Origin of the sequence: Streptomyces sp. T028, assembly GCF_048159505.1 — a bacterium.
Classification (GTDB): Bacteria; Actinomycetota; Actinomycetes; order Streptomycetales; family Streptomycetaceae; genus Streptomyces.
Genome location: NZ_JBLRVZ010000023.1, coordinates 12,405 through 31,614 on the forward strand (window position 1 = coordinate 12,405; position 19,210 = coordinate 31,614).

General features: G+C 72.0%; 14 protein-coding genes. All 14 read right to left on the reverse strand.

What is annotated here, in order from left to right; genetic code table 11:
- Positions 1 to 90: 90 nt before the first annotated feature.
- The gene (locus ACLZN2_RS22485; protein ID WP_416980783.1) at positions 91 to 1,782 is read right to left on the reverse strand and encodes an FHA domain-containing protein; all 1,692 of its coding nucleotides are present in this window, start codon (positions 1,780 to 1,782) and stop codon (positions 91 to 93) included.
- 48 nt (positions 1,783 to 1,830) lie between these two features.
- Entirely contained in the window at positions 1,831 to 3,177 is a 1,347-nt protein-coding gene (locus ACLZN2_RS22490; RefSeq protein WP_416980784.1) for a vWA domain-containing protein, read from the reverse strand.
- An 87-nt stretch (positions 3,178 to 3,264) separates the two neighbouring features.
- Positions 3,265 to 4,740 (reverse strand): PP2C family serine/threonine-protein phosphatase, encoded by a 1,476-nt coding sequence (locus ACLZN2_RS22495; protein ID WP_416980785.1) that lies wholly within the window; start codon positions 4,738 to 4,740, stop codon positions 3,265 to 3,267.
- Positions 4,741 to 4,743: 3 nt separating this feature from the next.
- Entirely contained in the window at positions 4,744 to 7,395 is a 2,652-nt protein-coding gene (locus ACLZN2_RS22500) for a tetratricopeptide repeat protein (RefSeq protein ID WP_416980786.1), read from the reverse strand.
- Between the two features lie 2 nt (positions 7,396 to 7,397).
- On the reverse strand, positions 7,398 to 8,723 hold the full coding sequence (locus ACLZN2_RS22505) for a hypothetical protein (protein WP_416980787.1): 1,326 nt from the start codon (positions 8,721 to 8,723) through the stop codon (positions 7,398 to 7,400).
- A 75-nt stretch (positions 8,724 to 8,798) separates the two neighbouring features.
- Entirely contained in the window at positions 8,799 to 9,830 is a 1,032-nt protein-coding gene (locus ACLZN2_RS22510; protein WP_416980788.1) for a glutamate ABC transporter substrate-binding protein, read from the reverse strand.
- A 14-nt stretch (positions 9,831 to 9,844) separates the two neighbouring features.
- The gene (locus ACLZN2_RS22515) at positions 9,845 to 11,140 is read right to left on the reverse strand and encodes a hypothetical protein (protein ID WP_416980846.1); all 1,296 of its coding nucleotides are present in this window, start codon (positions 11,138 to 11,140) and stop codon (positions 9,845 to 9,847) included.
- 310 nt (positions 11,141 to 11,450) lie between these two features.
- On the reverse strand, positions 11,451 to 12,422 hold the full coding sequence (locus ACLZN2_RS22520) for an N-acetylglucosamine kinase (protein WP_416980789.1): 972 nt from the start codon (positions 12,420 to 12,422) through the stop codon (positions 11,451 to 11,453).
- Positions 12,413 to 13,678 carry a 6-phospho-beta-glucosidase gene (locus tag ACLZN2_RS22525; protein WP_416980790.1) on the reverse strand — a complete coding sequence of 422 codons (1,266 nt, stop codon included), beginning with the start codon at positions 13,676 to 13,678 and terminating at the stop codon, positions 12,413 to 12,415. Before ACLZN2_RS22525 ends, ACLZN2_RS22520 begins: the two co-directional genes overlap by 10 nt.
- 6 nt (positions 13,679 to 13,684) lie before the next feature.
- The gene (locus ACLZN2_RS22530) at positions 13,685 to 14,578 is read right to left on the reverse strand and encodes a carbohydrate ABC transporter permease (protein ID WP_416980791.1); all 894 of its coding nucleotides are present in this window, start codon (positions 14,576 to 14,578) and stop codon (positions 13,685 to 13,687) included.
- Between the two features lies 1 nt (position 14,579).
- A complete protein-coding gene (locus ACLZN2_RS22535) occupies positions 14,580 to 15,521 on the reverse strand; it encodes a carbohydrate ABC transporter permease (RefSeq protein ID WP_416980792.1) in 942 nt (313 codons plus the stop codon).
- 4 nt (positions 15,522 to 15,525) lie between these two features.
- Positions 15,526 to 16,878: an ABC transporter substrate-binding protein gene (locus ACLZN2_RS22540; RefSeq protein ID WP_416980793.1), complete on the reverse strand. Its 1,353-nt coding sequence runs from the start codon at positions 16,876 to 16,878 to the stop codon at positions 15,526 to 15,528.
- Positions 16,879 to 16,960: 82 nt separating this feature from the next.
- Positions 16,961 to 18,172: an ROK family transcriptional regulator gene (locus ACLZN2_RS22545; protein ID WP_416980794.1), complete on the reverse strand. Its 1,212-nt coding sequence runs from the start codon at positions 18,170 to 18,172 to the stop codon at positions 16,961 to 16,963.
- 200 nt (positions 18,173 to 18,372) lie between these two features.
- Positions 18,373 to 19,206 carry a hypothetical protein gene (locus ACLZN2_RS22550; protein WP_416980795.1) on the reverse strand — a complete coding sequence of 278 codons (834 nt, stop codon included), beginning with the start codon at positions 19,204 to 19,206 and terminating at the stop codon, positions 18,373 to 18,375.
- Positions 19,207 to 19,210: the final 4 nt, after the last annotated feature.

Genomic DNA, 19,210 nt, shown 5'->3' on the forward strand with positions numbered 1-19,210 from the left:
CGCGGCGTCATGGGGCCCCTCCCGCTCGAGCGAAGCCGAGAGCGTGCGTGCCAGGCGTCGCGCGCCCGGCCGGGGATATGACACAGGCTCTCAGCCGCGGCGGATCGTGATCGTCGTCCAGGCGCCCACGTGCACCCGGTCGCCGTCCTGCAGCGGCACCGGGACGAACGGCTGGATCGGCTCCTCGCCGTTGTTGACCGTCGTACCGTTCGTCGAGTTCTGGTCGACGACCGCCCAGGTGCCGTCCGGCTGCTGGACCAGCACCGCGTGCTGGTGCGAGACGCCCGGGTCCTCCGGCGGCACCGACAGGTCTATGTCGGGGGTCTCGCCGGTGGAGTGCCGGCGGCGGCCGATGGTGACCTGGTTGCCGGTGAGGGTGCGCTGCTGCTCGGGCGAGTACGCGGGCAGGTTGAGCCCCGCGGCCTCCGGGCCCGAGCGGTGCATCATCGCCATGAAGTACGCGCGGTCCGGGCCGATGGTCGCCGTCCAGGTCGCCGGCTGCTGTGGGAACGCCGGGCCGGGCGGGGGCGGTGCCTGCGTGGCACCGGGCTGCGGGTAGCCGTAGCCACCGCTGCCCTGGCCGCCGGGGCCCTGGCCCTGACCGGGCGGGGAGATCACCCAGTCGTCGTCGGCGCCGCCGAAGGCCGGGCCGCCGGGCTGCGGCCGGCCGGTCTCCGGCGGGAAGCCGGGAGGGGCCACCGGGCCACCGGGACCGGGGGGCTGGAAGGCCTGCGGGACCCCCGGACCACCAGGCCCGCCGGGACCGCCGGGACCGGGCGGCGGCGGGACCGGGCGCGAGGGGTCGGGGCCGAATCCGGAGGGACCACCGGGGCCACCAGGGCCACCGGGACCCGTGGGTTCACGTCGGAAGGGGTCCGGGTGCGGACCCGACGGCTCACGGCCGAAGGGGTCGGCGGAGGGCCGGCCACCGGGACCGGACGGCTCCCGCCCGAACGCCCCGGGACCACCGGCCGTGGCGCCCGGACCGCCCGGACCGGACGGCTCGCGCCCGAACGCCCCGGGACCGCCGGGTTCACGTCCGAACGCGTCGGGACCACCCGTCGTACGCCCGGGCTCACGCCCGAAGCCACCGGGCGCCCCGGGCTCGCTCCCGAACCCGCCGGGTCCGCCGGGGCCACCGGGCGCCGTACCGCCGGGATCCCGCCCGAACGCCCCGGGACCACCCGGGCCACCCGGGCCTCCGGGACCGCCCGGCCCCGACGGGTCGCGGCCGAACGCGCCGGGACCGCCGACCGTGCCCCCCGGACCCGGAGGCCGGGGCGGCTCGCCGCCGAAGGGCGGGCCCGGCGGGATCGGCTCGGCGGGCCGGTTCACCTGCGACGGCCGGGAGCTCTGGTAGTCGAAGGAGTCACTGCCGCCGAAGGACGGCGGCGGCCCCTGGAAACGCCCACCGGGACCGCCGGGGCCGCCAGGGCCGCCGGAGCCACCGGGAGCGCCCGGGCCGGGGGCCGGCGGGCGCGGGGCCGCCGGGGTGTACGAGGTCGCCGTGTTGGTGAGGAAGTTCCACCGGCACTCCTCGCAGAACGGCGCACCGCCCTCACGCGGCGTACGGCACTGCGGGCAGAGCTCCGGCTCGTGGTTCGGCACGGACGACAGATGCCGTCCGTCGCCGGGCCGGCCGCCCTGCGGGGGCGGGAAGCCGTAGCCCCCCGCGGTGGGCGGGGGCGGCGGGGGCGGAGGTACGGCACCGGCCATGCGGTGACCGCAGACCTCGCACCAGTCGTCGGAACCCGACTGGTGTCCGTTCGGGCAGGTCGGCATGTCGGCGCGTCCCCCTCTCTCCTTCGGTGACCTCGTGGTCGTCCGACGTCACTTCTTTACACGAACAGTCTTTGTGGACCGTGTCTCGAGAGTCATCTCGTCGGCCTCAGCGACCTTCGCCTTCAGTCGCACAGTACCTGTCGTGGCGTCGACCACGTCGACCACCTTCGAAAGCAGTTTCGCAGTATCGGCGTTCCCCGAGACGCTCGCGAGCTGCACGGCACGGCCCAGTTTGGCCGTCGCTCCATCCATATCGCCTGATTTGCGCAGGTCCAGTCCCTGCTGGATGACCTGTGCCAGTTCGGCCTGACCCGTGTAGTGCGCGACCTGTGGATTGATCGACGTCGAGGCCGCCATGTCGTCGGTCCACACGGCCCGTACGAGACCCTGCGCGCCCAGGTTCTGGACCGATCCGTCCGTCTGCGGGACGACCAGTGACACCCGTGCGGCCAGCATCTCCTGGCCCACGTTCGCCGCCGGGACCTCGACGCACACGTGGTAGTCGCGGGACTCGTCGCCCCAGGAACCGGTGGGGTAGTCGCCCGCGCGCGGGCCCGCTTCGGTGCGGCGGTCGGTGAGCTGTTCGACGGTCGGCGCGACCTGCTTGACGAACTTGATGGTGGTGCCGACCGGGGTCCACAGCCGCAGCGCGACGTCCGCGACCTCCTTGCCCATCGCCGTCTCCATCATCTGCGTGAAGTCGGCGGCGAGACCCGCCGGGTCGGCGACGATGTCGGCGGTGCCGAGCAGCGCGGAGGCGATGCCTGTGACTTCTTTCACTTCCCAGTCGGTGCCCACGCCACGGGCGTCACAGGTGAACCGGCCCGCGCAGTCGTCGAGCGCGGCCTTGAGGTCGCTCGGCGACTCGTGCTCGTTGCGGCCGTCGGTGAGCAGGATGCCGTGCCGGATGCCGACCTCGGCGGAGGACAGCAGCCGGTCGGCCAGCCGCAGCCAGGTGCCGATCGCGGTGCCGCCGCCCGCGCTGAGCCGGCGCAGGGCCTGCTTGGCCTGCTCGCGGGTGGTGGCGTCGGCCACCGCGAGCCGGCCGCCGCCCGGGTAGACCTCCTTGGCCACATGGGTGCCGCCGACCACCGCGAAGTGCACACCGTCGCGCAGGGTGTCGATGGCGGCGGCGGTGGCGTCCCGCGCGTTGCGCATCTTGGTCGGCGGGTAGTCCATCGAGCCGGAGCAGTCCACCATGAGCGCCACGGCGGCGGACGGGCCCTGCCCCGGCGCGTACAGATGCGGTGCGGTGACCGCGGTGCCGACGGTGCCGCCGCCGGTCGCGGTCACCGTGACGATCGCGTTGACCTCGCGTCCGCCCTCCGGCAGGTACTCGTTCTGGTAGACGTCCACCGAGAACTGCGGCACGTTCGACTTCGAGAAATTGGCCATGGCTGATCGAATCCCCCTCGCAAGGTGCGGACCGGTCCCCTCCGGCCCGTGGGCGTGTCACCCGTGGATGTCCCCGTTCGCGCGCCCTCAGGCGTTTCCTGCCCCCTGCGGCGGCGCGGGGAACGGCACGACGGCCACTGTTACGTTGTCGTGGCCCCCGCCGTCCAGGGCGTGGCCGACGAGCACCTGCGCGCAGTGCAGCGGTCGTACGGCGGCGTCGAGAGGCACGGCCTCGGCCATCTCCTCGGCCGCCTCCGCGTAGTTCCACAGGCCGTCGGTGCACACCACCACTACACCCGGACGGTCCGGCTTGAAGGAAGCGGTGTGCGGCTCCAGTTCGTAGGCGTCCGCGCCGAGCCAGCCGGTGATGGCGTGGGCGCGCTCGTCTGCGTAGGCCTCCGCCTCGCTCATCAGTCCCGCGGCGACCATCTGCGCGGCCCAGGAGTCGTCCTCGGTGAGCCGGGCCGGGGGTGTGGCGCGGTCGGCCGGGACCCAGTAGGCGCGGCTGTCGCCGACCCAGCCGACGATCAGCAGCCCCGCGGTGACGACCGTGCCGACGAGGGTGCACGCGGGGGAGTTCTGGTGCGGGGCGTGCTCGCGGGCGGTGGCGGGCTCGCCGGCCAGCGCGTTGACCGCGTGCGAGGCGGCGACGATCGCCTCGTGCATCGCCTGCTGCGGGTGGGTGCCCTGGGGGAGGGCCGCCAGGACCGACTCGCTGGCCGCCCGGGCCGCCGCCATCGACGCGTCGTCGGGGCGGGTCGCCGAGGAGACGCCGTCGCAGACGATCGCGACGAGCGCCGGGGAGCCGTCGGGCAGCGTGGCGCGGCCGAGGCCGAACGCGTCCTCGTTGCGGTGGTGGCGCAGCCCGCGGTCGCTGACGGCGGCGATCGGGCCCGACTCCAGCTCCATGTGGTCGCGTTCGCGCGGCTGGGCGTGCCCGCAGTTCTCGCAGTACCCGTCGTCGTCGACCCGCCCGGCCCGGCACGCCACACACACCTTGACGGACCCGGACCCGGCCTCGGCGGCGGCCCGGGGATCCGGCGCCTGCAGCGGATACTCCTCGGGCTCGGCGGGGCGGTCGAAGCGGACACCGGAGGCGGGGGCCCCGGGGGAGGAGGGGGAGCCAGGAGGGGCCGGGGTTCCGGCGGCCGGCGTCAAGGGGGCTGCCGGAACCGGGGCGCCGGGCGCCGGCGGGACCTGGAGTCCCGGGCTCGGCGGGACCGGGGCGCCGACGGCGGGCAGGGCGGAGCCCGGAGCGGGCGGTACAGGTGCGGCGCCCGCGCCAACTCCCGGTGCATGTAGGGGGGCCGGGGCGCCCGCGTGGTGCGGTGCCGGGGTCGTGGCCCACCCGGCCAGCGTCTCCGGAGCGGCCGGAACAGCCGGAGCCGCCGGAGCGGCCGCGGCGGCCGTGCCGGTCATCGCGAGGGTCGGGTGGTCGCCCGGGCGGGGCGGTACGACCGACAGGTCGTATCCGCACGCGCCGCAGTAACGGTCACCCGCGTCGAGCGGCTCCGCGCAGCTCGGACACGTCGGCAGGGCGGCCTGCCGGGGCATCTGGGACATCAACTACACCCACGTCCGGGGGCGGTAACGATTGGCACGTTCCACCAGGTCGATCCTCTCCTCACCGCGTGTCGCCAGCCGGGCCAGCGTGCGGTACGAGCGCTCCAGGCCGAAGCGCAGCCCCCGCTCGTCGAGTTGGGCGCCGAGCAGCGGCTGCCGGGCGTCCGGGCCGGCGCCCTGGCCCCCGGAGAGTATCCAGTCCAGGGCGCAGCCGAGGACTTCCGCCGACAACTGCTCGCGCCGCGTGGCGTCCAGCCCGTACGCGTCCAGCGCCTCGACCTGTGCCGCCGCAGCGGTGAGGTCCTCCTGGAAGGGTACGTCGGTGGCGACCGCCGTCCGCTGCCTGAGCCGGGCCCGCACCGCCGCCACCCGGGCGGCCGTGTAGTGGATGGACGACTCCGGCACCGACTCCAGCGTCCGTACGGCACTACGGCGGTCCCCGGCCGCGAGTTGCACGCGCGCGAGGCCGAACGCCGCGCTCACATAGCTCGGGTCGGTCGACCACACGAGCCGGTAGTACTCGGCCGCGTTGTCCAACTGCCCCAGCACCTCGGCGCACAGACCGAGCGCCAGCTTGGGCGCGGGCTCGCCGGGGAAGGCGTCGTAGATCGCGTCGAAGGCGAGCGCGGCGCCCTCGTGGTCGCCGGTGGCCAGCGAGGCGACGCCCCGGTACCAGACCACCCGCCAGTCGTCGGGCCGTTCGCCCTCCAGCGTGTCGAGGGACTGCAGCGCCGTCTGGTGGTCGCCGTTCTCCAGCCAGGCGCGGACCTGCCGCAGCCGGGTCTCCACGGACGGCGCCGGCGCGGCCGTGAGCGCGGTGATCAGCTCGCCCGGCGCGGACGCCGAAAGGCCCGCCAGGAAGCCCGCGTTGGGGTCGGCCGGGTCCACGTGCGGGACGGGCAGCGCGAGCCCGGCGGCCGGGGCGGCGACGGTCCTCACCAGCGCGCCGGAGGTCCCGGCCGCGGAAGGAAGCGCCGGGGCGCCCGCCGTCTCCTGGACAACCGCGGCCGGAGTACCGGAGGCGGGAGCACCGGCTGCGGGAGCACTGGAGGCCGGAGCACCGGAGGCCGGAGCACCGGAGGCCGGAGCGGCGGAGGCCGGAGCACCGGAGGCCGGAGTGGCGAGGGGCCAACCGCCGAACAGCCGCACCGAGGTGACGGCCCGTGGGCCGAGCCGGGACACCTCCCCGTCCAGCTTCGGGAACAGCTCGCTGTCCGTGACCTTCACCTCGGGCCCGAACAGTGTCGACAGGGCCGGCCGGGCCTTGCCGCTCTGCACCGAGACGACCTCCCGCAGCACCCCCGTGAGCTGCTCGGCCATCTCCTGGGCGGAGGCGAACCGGCGGGCCGGGTCGGGGTCGGTGGCGCGCACCAGCAGCCGGTAGAAGGACTCGTACCGGCGGAAGACCTCGATGTTGTCCGGGTCGGGCAGCGAGTCGGCGAAGACGGTCGTGTAGCCCTGGAAGTCGAAGGTGAGGACGGCCAGCGTGCGGCCGACGGTGTAGAGGTCGGAGGCGACCGACGGGCCGACGTCCGCCACCTCCGGCGCCTGGTAGCCGACCGTGCCGTAGATGGCCGACTCCTCGTCGTCCATCCTGCGCACCGCGCCCATGTCGATCAGCTTGAGCTGGTCCTCGGTCTGGATCGCGTTGTCGACCTTGAAGTCGCAGTACAGCAGGTTGCGGCTGTGCAGATGCCCGAGCGCCTCCAGGGCCTCGATGCCGTACGCGCACGCCTGCTCCACCGGCAGCGGGTCCCGCTTGCCGTCGGTGGTGCGGCGGGTGTTGGCGATCTCCTTGAGGGACTTGCCGCCGACGTACTCCATGACGATGTAGCCGTCGAGCGAACCGGTCCGCTGGTCGAGGTGCTCGACGAAGTTGTAGATCCGCACGATGTTGGCGTGCTCGATCTCGGCGAGGAAGCGCCGCTCGGAGATCGCGGCGGCCATCGCGTCCTGGTCGCCCGTGTCCAGCAGGCCCTTCAGCACCACCCAGCGGTCCGACACCGCCCTGTCCACCGCGAGGTAGACCCAGCCCAGACCGCCGTGCGCCAGACAGCCCGCGACCTCGTACTGGCCGTGCACGACGTCCCCGGCCCGCAGCTTCGGCACGAACGAGTACGGGTTGCCGCACTTGGTGCAGAAGCCCTCCGTGCGCCCCGGCAGGTCGCCGCGCGAACGGCCCACCGGCGCACCGCAGTCGGAGCGCGAGCAGAAACGCTTGCGCTCGGGCACCTCCGGGTTGTCCAGCACCATCTCCCGCGGGTCGGGGCGCGGCACCTGCGGCACCGACACCAGACCGACCCCGAGGCGCGCCCGCCCGGAGGAACCGGCCGAGGAACCGGAGCTGCGCACCGACACCGAGCGGCCCGTCGACTTGCCCGACAGGGAGCGCGAGAGCCGTCCCGACACCGAGCGGCGCGACTTCGCCGACTGCGACGACGTACGCGAACTGCGGGAGCTGCGGGAACTGCGGGAACTGCGGGAACTGGCGGGGCCGCCGGAGCCGCTCCCCCCGGAGCCGGGCGAGCCGTCCAGGCCTCCCGCCGAGACGACCGGGGCGAGCCCGCACGTGTCGCAGTACAGCTCACCGCCGCCCACGTCCTCGTACGCCCCCTCGCAGCCCGGCCGCTGACACGTCTGCCCTGCCTGACTCATGGCTACCGCTCCCCCCTGTGGTCCTGAGGCCCGCCCTGTTCCGGCACACGCGGGGCGGACAGCAGTTCGGCGGCCGCCCGCTGGTAGCGCAGGACGGCCTGTTCGGCGACGCGCAGATCGCAGGGCGCGCTCCACAGCATGCGGCGCGCCGCGTCGTAGCGCTCGATGAGGAACGGGTCCTCGGCGAGCCCGTGCCGGGCCACCTTCGCCTTGTACGCGTCGAGCCGGCCCCGAAGTTCCGCGCGGACGGCCAGCGGCGCGGTGACCGCCGTGAGCGACTCGCGGGCGCGCAGCAGCTCGTCCTCCGCCTTCTGCTCCAGCGACTCCAGGAGTGGGGACAGCCGGTGCCACTGCGCGTGCCGGCGGTACTCGGCGGCCGTCGCCAGCTGCTCCTGCAGCACGGTCGGCGGACCGCTGACCACCGGCACCTCCGTCGCGGCGATCTTCGCGAGGACCTCCCCGCGCGCGGTGCGCGCCTCGGCGAGCGTGCGGTCGGCCCGGCTGAGGACGTCCCGCAGCCTGACCAGCCGCTGCTCGGCGTCCTGACGGACCGTCAGCACGGCGTCGATCTCCCGCCGTACGTCCTCCAGGGCGCGCGCCTCACGGTCGTACACCGTGGTGTCGGGGCGGCCGCCGCCGGGCGCCGAACTGCCCTGCGCCGGCACCCAGTACGCCAGCGGGTCCGACACCACCTCCTCGCGCAGCCGCGTCAGCGTGCCCGTGATGCGCTCCAGGTCGTCGCCCGCCGGGTGCTCGCCCGGGCGTACGCCCACGGAGTGCGCGAGCTGGCGTGTGCGCTGGAGCTCCGCGGCCAGTAAATCGATCCGCGCGGGCAGCGCCGACCACACCGCGTCGGCGGCGACGACCATGTCCAGCGACGAGGCGTACAGGTCGTTCATCCGGTCCACGAGGGCGGCCAGGGAGAAGCTCTGGCTGAGCTTGCCCGTGCCGACCAGCGTCGGCGCGTTCGCCGTGGCGGTGGCCGAGCCGGCGACCGTGACGGACTCGCCGCGCAGCAGTTCCGTCAGCTCCACCAGGTCCTCACGGCTGGACCAGCGGCGGCGCGAGCGGATCTCCCGCGCCGCGCGCAACGCGTCCGCGTAGGCGTCGAAGTACGCCCACAGCAGGGTGATCGACGCCTCCGCGGAGGCCCAGCGCTCCTTGGTGACCCCGGTCAGCCGGGCGCCCTCCAGGAGGCGTCGGCCCGCGTGGTCCTGCAAGGCGAGGAGCGAGGTCTCGATCGCCTCGTGCTCCGCGCCGAGCCGCGCCAGCGCACGGTCGACCTCGTCCCGGTCCATCACCGGCCCGGGGGGTCCCGTGACGCCCATCGATCACCTCTCCGCTGCTGTGTGGGTCGCTGCTGTTGGGTCGTTGCTTCGGTACGTCGCCTGCCTGTCGGTCCGTCAGCTCTTGCGCAGGTACACGGGAGCGGGCGGCTTCGAAAGCCCCGCGTCAGGGCCCAGTGTGGCCGACAGCCACTTGTCGTACGACGTCTGCCAGCCGCCTGCCCGGTACTCCACGAGGATCTGGTTGACCCGGCGGACCAGGTCGTCCGCGTCGCTGTTCATCGCCACGCCGTAGTACTCGGTCGTGAACGGCTCGCCCTTGAGCGCCACCGTCGGATCCTGGGCGGCCTGGCTCGCCGCGAGCGCGCCGTCGGTGACGACCGCGTCGACCTCGCCGAGCTGCAGCCGCACCAGGCAGTCCAGCTGGCTGGGGACGACCGCGTCGAGGTTCACGCTCTTGGGTATGCGGCCCGAGTCCCGGTCCGCGTTCAGCCGGGTGTTGGCCGTCGAACTGGCCGCCGTGCAGATCTTCTTGCCGGCCAGCGTGTCGTCGTACCCCTTGATCGGCGAGGACTTGGGGGCGAGGACCTGCTGTCCGGTCCTGAAGTAGGGCGCGGAGAACGCGACCTGCTCGATCCGGTCGCAGTTGATCGTCATCGTGCGGACGACCATGTCGACCCGGCCCTCCTGGAGGGCGGGGATGCGCTGGTTGGTCGGGATGGCCTTGAACTGGACCGCGTCCGGGTCTCCGAGGATGTCCTGGGCGATCCGGTGCACCAGGTCGATGTCGAAGCCCTCCAGCTCCGCGACCGTGTTGTTCGGGTCGCGGTAGCCCCAGCGGTAGCTGTTCTGGTCGACGCCGACGATCAGCTTGCGCTTCTCGCCCTGCCGGGCCTTGATCCCGGCGATCGTCGTGCCGTCCGCGCCGGACGGCGGCAGGGTCTGCTTCTCCGGGTCGGTGCACGCGGCGTCCGCCGCCGCGGTCCCCTCGGCGATCCGCGGGCCGCCCAGGCCCGTCGAGCCGTCGCCCCGGGCGCCGGTGGTCAGCGGCAGCAGCAGCACACAGGTCAGCGCGAGGGCGCAGACGACCGCCATCGCCCCCACGCCGCCCCAGCCCTTCAGACCGTCCCGCAGACGTCGTGCGCGCATCGTCATGCCCCCTCTCACCGGTACTCCGACAGCCTGCGGCCGATGCCGAGGACCGCGCCCGCCGCACCCAGCACCGCGAGGACGGCCGCGCCGGCCGTCAGACCGGTCATCGCGTCCAGACCGTCACCGGCCGCCTGCTGGAACTCCTTCTGCTCGTGCCTGAGCGCGTTGTCCAGGTTCTTGTCGACGCTGTCGAAGCACTCGGCCGTCGCGCCCTTGTCGCCGATCACCAGAGCCAGCGCCTGCTCGTAGTTGCCGTTGTCGTCCTGGTCGCGGGCCGCGGAGTGGCGCTTCTTCCACTCCGCCATGTTGCCCTCCGCCGACGTGACCGGCTTCTCGCCCGCCTCGTCGTCGGCGAGCTTCGCCGCCTGCGCGAGGCCCTTGCCGAGGGCGCCCATGTCGGTGGTGAACTCGTGGTCGTACTTGTCGACCGACTTCTCCTCGCCGTCGACCGTGACCTTCTCGGTCTCGGCGCCGCGTGCCACCAGGGTGAGGTTCTCGTTGCCGCGCGCCTTCAGGGACGCGATCCGCGCGTCGTGCAGCACGTTCAGCGAGAGGACGCCGTGGTCGTAGGAGTCGTTCAGCCCCGCGCGGGCCACGGTGTGGCCGACGACGAGCCACAGCAGGACGACCGTGGCGGTCGCCGTGGCCGCGACCAGGCCGTGGTTCAGGACCCGGTTCGTACGGCGGTAGTTGCGGTGCTGCGCCCAGGCCAGACCGGCCAGCGCGAGGACACCCAGCGCGATCGCCGCCCACGGGTAGGGGGTGGCGTCGGCGTAGTCCTCCTCGAGGCGCTGGTTCTCCTTGGTGTAGAGCTTCTCCGCCTCCGGGAGCATCTCCTCCTGCATCTTCTGGTTGGCGTAGCGCAGATAGGCACCGCCGACCGGGAAGCCCTGACGGTTGTACGTCCGCGCGCGCTCGACCAGGCCCTTGTACTCCGGGAGCAGCGTGTTCAGCTTCGTGATGGCCTCGGCGGAGGCGGAGCCCGGGTCGGAGCTGTTGGCGGCCTTCACCAGCTCGGCGGCCGCGTTGTCGATGTCCTCCTCGTACGTCCGGCGGGAGGCCGCGGTCTCCTGACCGCCCGCCAGGAAGCCGCTGGAGGCGGCCGTGTTGGCGTCGGCCAGGGAACGGTAGATGTCGGCTGCGGCCGCGCTCAGCGGCTGGCTCTTGTGCAGCACGTCGTCGGCCGCGTCGGCGCGGTCCGCCGTCTGCCAGGCGGTCACGGCGCCGAAGGCGACCACGAGGAGGGCGAGGACGGCGCCGATGATCCGGAGCCGGCCCGGCTCCGTCGTCGCCGCGGCGCGGGCCATGTCGACGCCCTCCGCGAACGCCGTACGGCGTTTCGGTGGAGTCGCTGTTGCCGGTTCTGCCACGTTTCTGACCTCCCCCATGGTCATGCCTCGCCGCAAGTATCGCTGGCGGGGGTGACATTGCGCACCGGCCTTCACTGGATCTTGATCAGATCGCAGTCACCCCTGTTCATGAATACGCGGGGAGTGTGTGTTCGGTTCCTTCGTGGGGGGTGTCGTGTGTTCGGGGTGCGGGTGCGTTGTGGCTGGTCGCGCCCACGCGGCGGAGCCGCACATCGATACAGCCCCGCGCCCCTTCAGGTCGGCTCGCTCACCTGTCGAAAAAGGCTCGCGTTCTTTCCTGTACCTTCGCCTCCGCTCCCAGGCTGTCCAGGCCCAGCAGCGCCGCCCCCAGCACCGGGCGCGCGCGTACCACCTCTGCAACCGCCTTCGGCGCACGCGTCGTCAGGCGCTCCCGGATTCCGTCGTCCAGTTGGGTGTGACCCGCCGTCAGGACGCCGCCGCCCAGGAGGACCGGGGTTTCCTCCTCCAGGAGGTCCAGGCGGGTCAGGGCCACTGTCGCCATCGTGACCACCTCCTCCGCGAGGCGGTCGACGATTCCGCGGGCCACCGGGTCGCCCTGTGCGGCCGTCCCGAAGAGGACCGGGGTCAGTTCGTGGCGGCGCAGGTCCGGGATGTGGCCGAGGTGGAGGGCCTCGATGAGGGCGTACATGTGGGGGAGGCCGAAGTGGGCGGGGAGGGTGCGGGCGAGGGCGGTGCCGGGGCCTCTGCCGTCCTCCGCGCGGGCCGCGTGCCAGATCGCCTCCTCGGCCAGGCCCCAGCCGCCGCCCCAGTCGCCGGAGAGGCGGCCCAGGGCGGGGAAGCGGGCGGTGCGGCCGTCGGGGCGCATGCCGACGCAGTTGATGCCGGCGCCGCAGACCACGGCCACGCCCCGCGGGTCGGGCACACCGGCCCGCAGGATGGCGAAGGTGTCGTTGCGGACGTCCACGGTCGTGCCCCACGCGCGCGCGTGGAGGGCCGCGGCCAGCTGCTCCTCCTCCACCGGCAGGTCGGCGTTGGCCAGGCAGGCGGAGACATGCGTCACCGAGTTGACGCCGGCGGAGGCGTACGCGCGCGTGACGGTCTCGGCGAGGGCGTCCATGGCGGCGGTGACGCCGACGGCGGGCGGGCGGAAGCCGGCGCCGCGGGCGGTGGCGAGTACCTCCCCGTCGGCGGCCACCACCGCCACGTCGGTCTTGCTGTTGCCCGCGTCGATGGCGAGGACGCTTGCGGTCAGGCCCACGCGAGGTGCTCCCGGTTGTGTGCGATCAGTCGGTCGGTCAGCCGGTCGGCGTACTCGTACTGGGCGATCAGGGGGTGGGCGAGGAGGGCCTTGAAGACGCGGTCCCGGCCGCCGCGCAGGGCCGCGTCGAGGGCCAGGTCCTCGTACGCCGTCACGTTCGCCATGAGGCCCGCGTACAGGGGGTCCACGGGGGCCACGGGGAGTGGGGAGGGGCCCTTGTGGCCCACCGCCGCCTGCACCTCGATCACCGCGTCGTCGGGGAGGAACGGCAGCGTGCCGTCGTTGAGGGTGTTCACCACCTGGTGGGGGCTGCCGGCGCCGGTGAGCAGCGCGGCCGCCAGGTCCACCGCGGCCTCCGAGTAGTAGGCGCCGCCCCGCCGGGCGAGCAGTTCCGGCTTCTCGTCGAGGGCGGGGTCGCCGTACATCTGAAGCAACTGCCGTTCCATCGCCGCCACTTCGGCCGCCCTGGACGGCTTCGTGCGCAGTTCTCGTACGACCTCGTCGTGGGCGTAGTAGTAGCGCAGGTAGTAGGAGGGGACCACGCCGAGGAGGCGCAGGAGGTGGAGGGGCAGGCGGAGGTCGCCGGCGATCGTGTCCCCGTGGTCGGAGAGGAGGCCGGGCAGGACGTCCTCGCCGTCCGGGCCGCCCAGGCGTACGCCGGTCTCCCAGGTGAGGTGGTTGAGGCCGACGTGGTCCAGGTGGACGTCCGACGGGGAGACGCCCAGCAGCGCGGCGAACCTGCGCTGCAGGCCGATCGCCACGTTGCACAGGCCGACCGCCTTGTGGCCCTCCTTCAGCAGGGCGCGGGTGACGATGCCGACCGGGTTGGTGAAGTCGACGATCCAGGCGTTCGGGTTCGTACGGCGGACCCGTTCGGCGATGTCCAGGACCACGGGGACCGTGCGCAGCGCCTTGGCGAGGCCGCCGGCGCCGGTGGTCTCCTGGCCGACGCAGCCGCACTCCAGGGGCCAGGTCTCGTCCTGCTCGCGGGCCGCCTGGCCGCCGACGCGGAGCTGGAGCAGCACGGCGTCGGCGCCGTCGACGGCCGCGTCCAGGTCGGAGGTGGTGACGATCCGGCCGGGGTGGCCCTGCCGGGCGAAGATCCGCCGCGCCAGGCCGCCCACCAGGTCCAGGCGTTCGGCGGCCGGGTCGACCAGGACCAGCTCCTGCAGCGGGAGGGTGTCGCGCAGCCGTGCGAAGCCGTCGATCAGCTCGGGGGTGTAGGTCGAACCGCCGCCTACCACGGTGAGTTTCATGTGGGGTTAACCCTTCACTCCTGTCAGGGTGACGCCCTCGACGAACGCCTTCTGTGCGAAGAAGAACACGAGGATCACCGGGGCCATGACCAGCACGGTGGCCGCCATGGTGAGGTTCCAGTCGGTGTGGTGCATGCCCTTGAACGACTCCAGGCCGTACGACAGGGTCCAGGCGCCCGGGTTCTCGGACGCGTAGATCTGCGGGCCGAAGTAGTCGTTCCAGGCGTTGAAGAACTGGAAGAGGGCGACGGCGGCGATACCGGGCTTCGCCATCGGCAGGATGATCTTCAGCAGGGTGCGCAGATCGCCGCAGCCGTCCACCTTCGCCGCGTCCACGTACTCGCCTGGGATGGTCATCAGGAACTGGCGCAGCAGGAAGATCGAGAACGCGTCGCCGAACGCCAGCGGGATGATCATCGGCCACAGGGTGCCCGAGAGGTCGAGCTGCTTCGCCCAGAACAGGTACATCGGGATGACGACCACCTGAGGCGGCAGCATCATCATCGCGATCACCAGCATGAGCGTCAGATTGCGGCCCCGGAAGCGGAACTTGGCCAGCGCGTACGCCACGGGGACCGAGGAGACGACGGTGAGGACTGTTCCCAGTCCCGCGTAGACCAGGGTGTTCTTCCACCAGGTGAGGAAGCCGGGAGTGTCGAGGACCTTCCGGTAGTTGGCCCACTCCCAGGTGTGCGGGATCAGGTCCCGGCTGAGCGCCTGGGAGTCGCTCATCAGGGACGTCAGGAACACGAACACGAAGGGGAGGGTGAAGAAGAGGGCCGCGGCCACGCCGAGGGAGTGGATCGCGATCCACTCCAGGAGCGCCTTGCGGCGCGCGGTGCGCTCGGCGGGCGAGGCGGGGCTCTTCAGCTCCACCGGCCGTTCCAGTACCTGGGTCATGTCAGTCACCTGCCTGGACGAGACCGCCCCGGCGCCGCATCAGCAGCGCGGTGAACGCCATCGACAGGGCGAACAGGACCAGGGCGACGACACACGCGGAGCCGTAGTCGAAGCGCTGGAAGCCGAGGTTGTAGACGAGCTGGGGGAGCGTGAGCGTCGAGTGCTCGGGGTAGCCGGGCTGGAACATGGTGCCCGCTCCCTGGATCACGCCCGAGGCGACTTTTCCGGCGACGAGCGGCTGGGTGTAGTACTGCATCGCCGCGATGACACCGGTGACGACGGCGAACATGATGATCGGCGAGATGTTGGGAAGGGTGACGAACCGGAACCGCTGCCAGGCCGACGCGCCGTCCAGTTCCGCCGCCTCGTACTGCTCCTTCGGTACGTCGAGCAGCGCGGCCATGAAGATGACCATCAGGTCGCCGACGCCCCACAGGGCCAGCAGGGTCAGAGCCGGCTTCGACCAGTTCGGGTCGTTGAACCAGGCCGGGGCCGGGATGCCGATCTTCGCCAGGATCGAGTTGACCGGGCCCGTACCGGGGTTGAGGAGGAAGGCGAAGGCCATGGTGGCCGCCACCGGCGGGGCCAGGTAGGGCAGGTAGAAGAGGGTGCGGAAGACGCCCGTACCCGTCTTGATCTTCGTGATCAGCATGCCGATCCCGAGTCCGAACAGGACCCGCAGGCTCACCATGATCACGACCAGCCAGAGCGTGTTGCGCAGGGCGGGCCAGAAGAACGGGTAGGACTCGAAGACGTACGTCCAGTTCTTCGTCCCGCTCCACGTCGGCGGCTTGAAGCCGTCGTAGTGCATGAACGAGAAGTAGACCGTCGAGATCAGCGGGTACGCGAAGAAGACCGCGAAGCCGATCAGCCAGGGCGAGAGGAAGGCGAGCGTACGAAGCGCTGAGCGCCGGCGCTTCGTACGCAGCGTGAGGGTGGCCATCGGACTACTTCGCCTGCGCGATGTCCGTGTCGATCTGCGCGGCCGCCTTCTTCAGACCGGACTGCAGGTCGGTGAGCTTGCCGCTCTCGTAGTCGTAGCCGAGCTGCTGGATGGTGGTGAGGTAGACGCCGCCGTTGACCGAGGCCGGGGCGGTGGTCGAGTTCGGGTTCGCGGCGATGTCCAGGAACGTCTTGAAGCGCGGGTCGTACTTCAGCTTCGGCGACTTCAGCGCGTCCAGCGTCGAGGGCACGTTGTGGATGGCGTTGGAGAAGCCCACCACCGCGTCCGTGTCGGTGCTGATGTACTTGACGAACTCCCAGGCCGCGTTCTGCTTCTGGCTGGTGGCGGCGATACCGGCGATGGTGCCGGTGATGTAGCCCTTGCCGTACTGGTCCGCCTGGTCGTCGGGGACGGGCAGCGGGGCCACGCCGATCTCGAAGTCCGGCTTGGTGTCGAGCGCCATGCCGAGGCGCCACTCGCCGTCCAGCTGCATGGCCACCTGGCCGGTCTGGAAGGGGTGCTTGGGGCCCCACTCGTCACCGAGGCCGGAGCGGAACTTCTCCAGCTTGGTGAAGCCGCCGAGTTCGTCGACGAGCTTCTTCTGGAGGGTGAAGGCGTCGGCGACGGCCGGGTCGGTCGCGACCGTCGACTTGCCGGACTTGTCGAAGTAGGTCGGCGAGAACTGGCCGAGGTAGTGCTCGGTCGTGGTCTCCCAGCCGTGGTAGTTCGGCATGAAACCGAGCTGCTTGTACGTGCTGCCCTGGGTGATCGTCAGTTTCTTGGCGTCGGCCTCGAATTCGGACCAGGTCTTCGGCGGGCTGGTGATGCCGGCCTTCTCGAACGCGGTCTTGTTGTAGTAGAGGCCGTAGGCGTCACCCAGCAGCGGCACCGCGCAGCGGTCGAGCTCGTACTGGGTGTAGTCGTTCATCGCCTTCGGGAAGGTGGTGTCCGGGTCGACGCCCGACTTCTTGAAGAACGGGTTGAGGTCGACCAGGGCGCCGGAGGAGCAGAACTTGCCGACGTTGGCGGTGGTGAACGACGAGATCACGTCGGGCGCCTTGCTGCCGCCCGCCCGCAGGGCCTGGTTGATCTTGTCGTCGGTCATGGCGCCGACGACGTTCACATGGATGTTGGGGTGCGCCTTCTCGAAGCCGGCGACCAGCGCCTTCACGGCCTTGACCTCGCTCGGCGCGCTCCAGGCGTGCCAGAAGGTGATGGTCTGCTCCTTGGACGCGTCGTCGCTCGCGCCGGCCGACGACGCCTGGCCGGTACAGGCGGTGGTGCCGAGCAGCAGGGCCGTCGAGGCGGTCAGGGCGAAAGCCGCCTTTCGGGCGACTGAGGGGATGCGTGCGGACATGACGGGACCTCCCGGGGCGGGGCATGGCAGGGTGAGGTGAGGAGAGGGAATCTGCGAAGAAAGAGGTGCGTGCGGGGCGTTGCTAGCGCGAGGTGTCGAAGACCTCGTCGCGGGTGGCCGCCAGCGCGCTCTCCAGCGCGCCGCGCAGCACGGGCCGTTCGGTGACGTCGCCCAGGACCAGCTTGGGCCGGGACGCGGCCAGTTCCTCCAGTTCGGCCTGGACGAGGGCGCGCAGCACCTCGCCGCCGGCCGTCAGGGAGGCGCCGCTGAGGACGACGAGTTCGGGGTCGAGGACGGAGACGAGTGAGGCGAGACCGGTCGCGAGCCGGGTCGCGTACGTCTGGAGCAGCAGCCGGTTGAGGACGGTGTCCTCGGCTGCGGCCCGTTGCAGGAGCGCGGCGGCGGCCTCGGCGTACGGCCCGTCCGGGACGCCGGTCATGCCGAGCTCCCGGGCGAGCCGGGGGATGGCCTGGGAGCCGGCCAGCTCCTGATAGCCGCCACTGTTGGCCTTGGTGACATGCCGGACCAGGGGCGCGCCCGGAACAGGCAGGAAACCCACCTCTCCCGCGCCGCCGGTCCAGCCGCGGTGCAGCCGGCCGCCGAGGACGAGGGCGGCGCCGAGCCCGCCCTCGTTCCAGACCAGGACGAAGTCGTCGTGTCCCCGTGCCGCGCCGAGGCGTTGTTCGGCGACGGCGACGAGGTTGACGTCGTTCTCGTACTCGACCGGCATCGGCAGCGCCGCGGCGAGTTCGTCGAGCAGCGTGGGCGAGTGCCAGCCGGGGAGGTGGGAGGCGTAGCGCAGTCGGCCGGTGCCCGGGTCGAAGGCGCCTGGAGTGCCGATGACCAGCCGGTGGACGTCGGCCCGGGCCAGTCCCGCCGCCTTCACCGCGCCGTCGAGGGCGTCGGTGACCTGTCGGACGACGGGGGTGGAGCTTCTTCTGCCGGGGGTGGGCAGTTCGTACGACCCCACCGTGCGGCCGGTGATGTCGGCGACGGCGGCGAGGATCCGCTCGGGGGTGACATCGAGCCCGGCGGCGTATGCGGCGGCCGGGTTGACCTCGTACAGCTGGGCGTTGGGTCCCGGCCGGCCCTCGCTGGTGCCGGTGGCCAGGACGAGCCCCGAGGCCTCCAGGCGGGCCAGCAGCTGGGACGCGGTCGGCTTCGACAGGCCGGTGAGCTTGCCGATCCTGGTGCGGGAGAGCGGGCCGTGCTCCAGGAGCAGGTCGAGGGCGGCACGGTCGTTCATGGCGCGCAGGACGCGTGGGGTTCCCGGCGTACCGGCTGTTCCTGCCATGGGCTCGACACCTGCCTCTCTCGACCGACCAGCTTCCCAGATGGATACTGTTAGGAAGGTTTCCTATCGGATGCAGGGAACATAGGTCTGGACCACCAGGGAGTCAAGAGGGGAAAGCGAACCGCCCCCGCAGGAAACGGAGTCGTTACCTGCGGGGGCGGTTCGGGGTGGTTCGGGCGGTGCGGGTGTTCCGGCTGGGACTACCGGACGTCGACGTAGTCGCCGGCGGTCGTCTTGGCCGCGGTGGTGGCCGTACCGGCGAAGGTGAAGCGGTAGTAACCGTCCTTGCTCGCCTTCACGGTGGTGGACAGGGCGCCGCCGGTGCCGGAGGTGATCGTCTTGACGGCGGTGTAGGAGCTGGCGCCCTTGGCCCTGAACTGGAGGGTCGCCTTCTGGCCCTTGTAGCCGGTGTAGGTGCCCTCCTCCCAGTTCGCGCGGGTCAGCTTGCCCTTGACGGTGAGCGTGCCGCCCTTCTTGACGGGCTCGGGCGTGGCGTTGACGGTCAGCCTGGCGGCGCGCTGGATCTTCGCGGTCGCCGAGTTCGCCCAGATGTCGTAGCCGAACTCGAAGCTGATGTGGCCGTCGGAGTCGTCGAGGTCGGTGGCGCCGTGGCCGTAGAAGCCCGCGGCCTTCCAGGTGCCGGCGTCGGCGGCCTCGTAGAGGTTGTCCCACGGGTCGATGACCAGGGTCTCGGTGCAGGACGCGGTCACCGTGGTGTCGGTGGTGGCGGTCGTGGTGCAGACCGGCGCGGTGTCCGGCTCGATGGAGTTGTCCTCCTCGGCCAGCGAGCCGCGGTAGAGCATGACGCCCGCGAAGTTGTTCTTGTAGTCGATCGTCAGGTCGGCCGGACGGGTCAGCGTGTACGTGACCGGCACCTTCACCTTGGCGGTGGTGCCCACGACGATCTTCTTGCCGTTGTTGACCTTCACGGTGGCGAACGTCAGATCCGGCGAGTCCGCCTGGGCGGCGGGTGCGGCCAGAACCCCCAGAGCCAGGGCACCGGTCAGAGCGGTGCCTATGGCGAGTTTCCTCATGTAT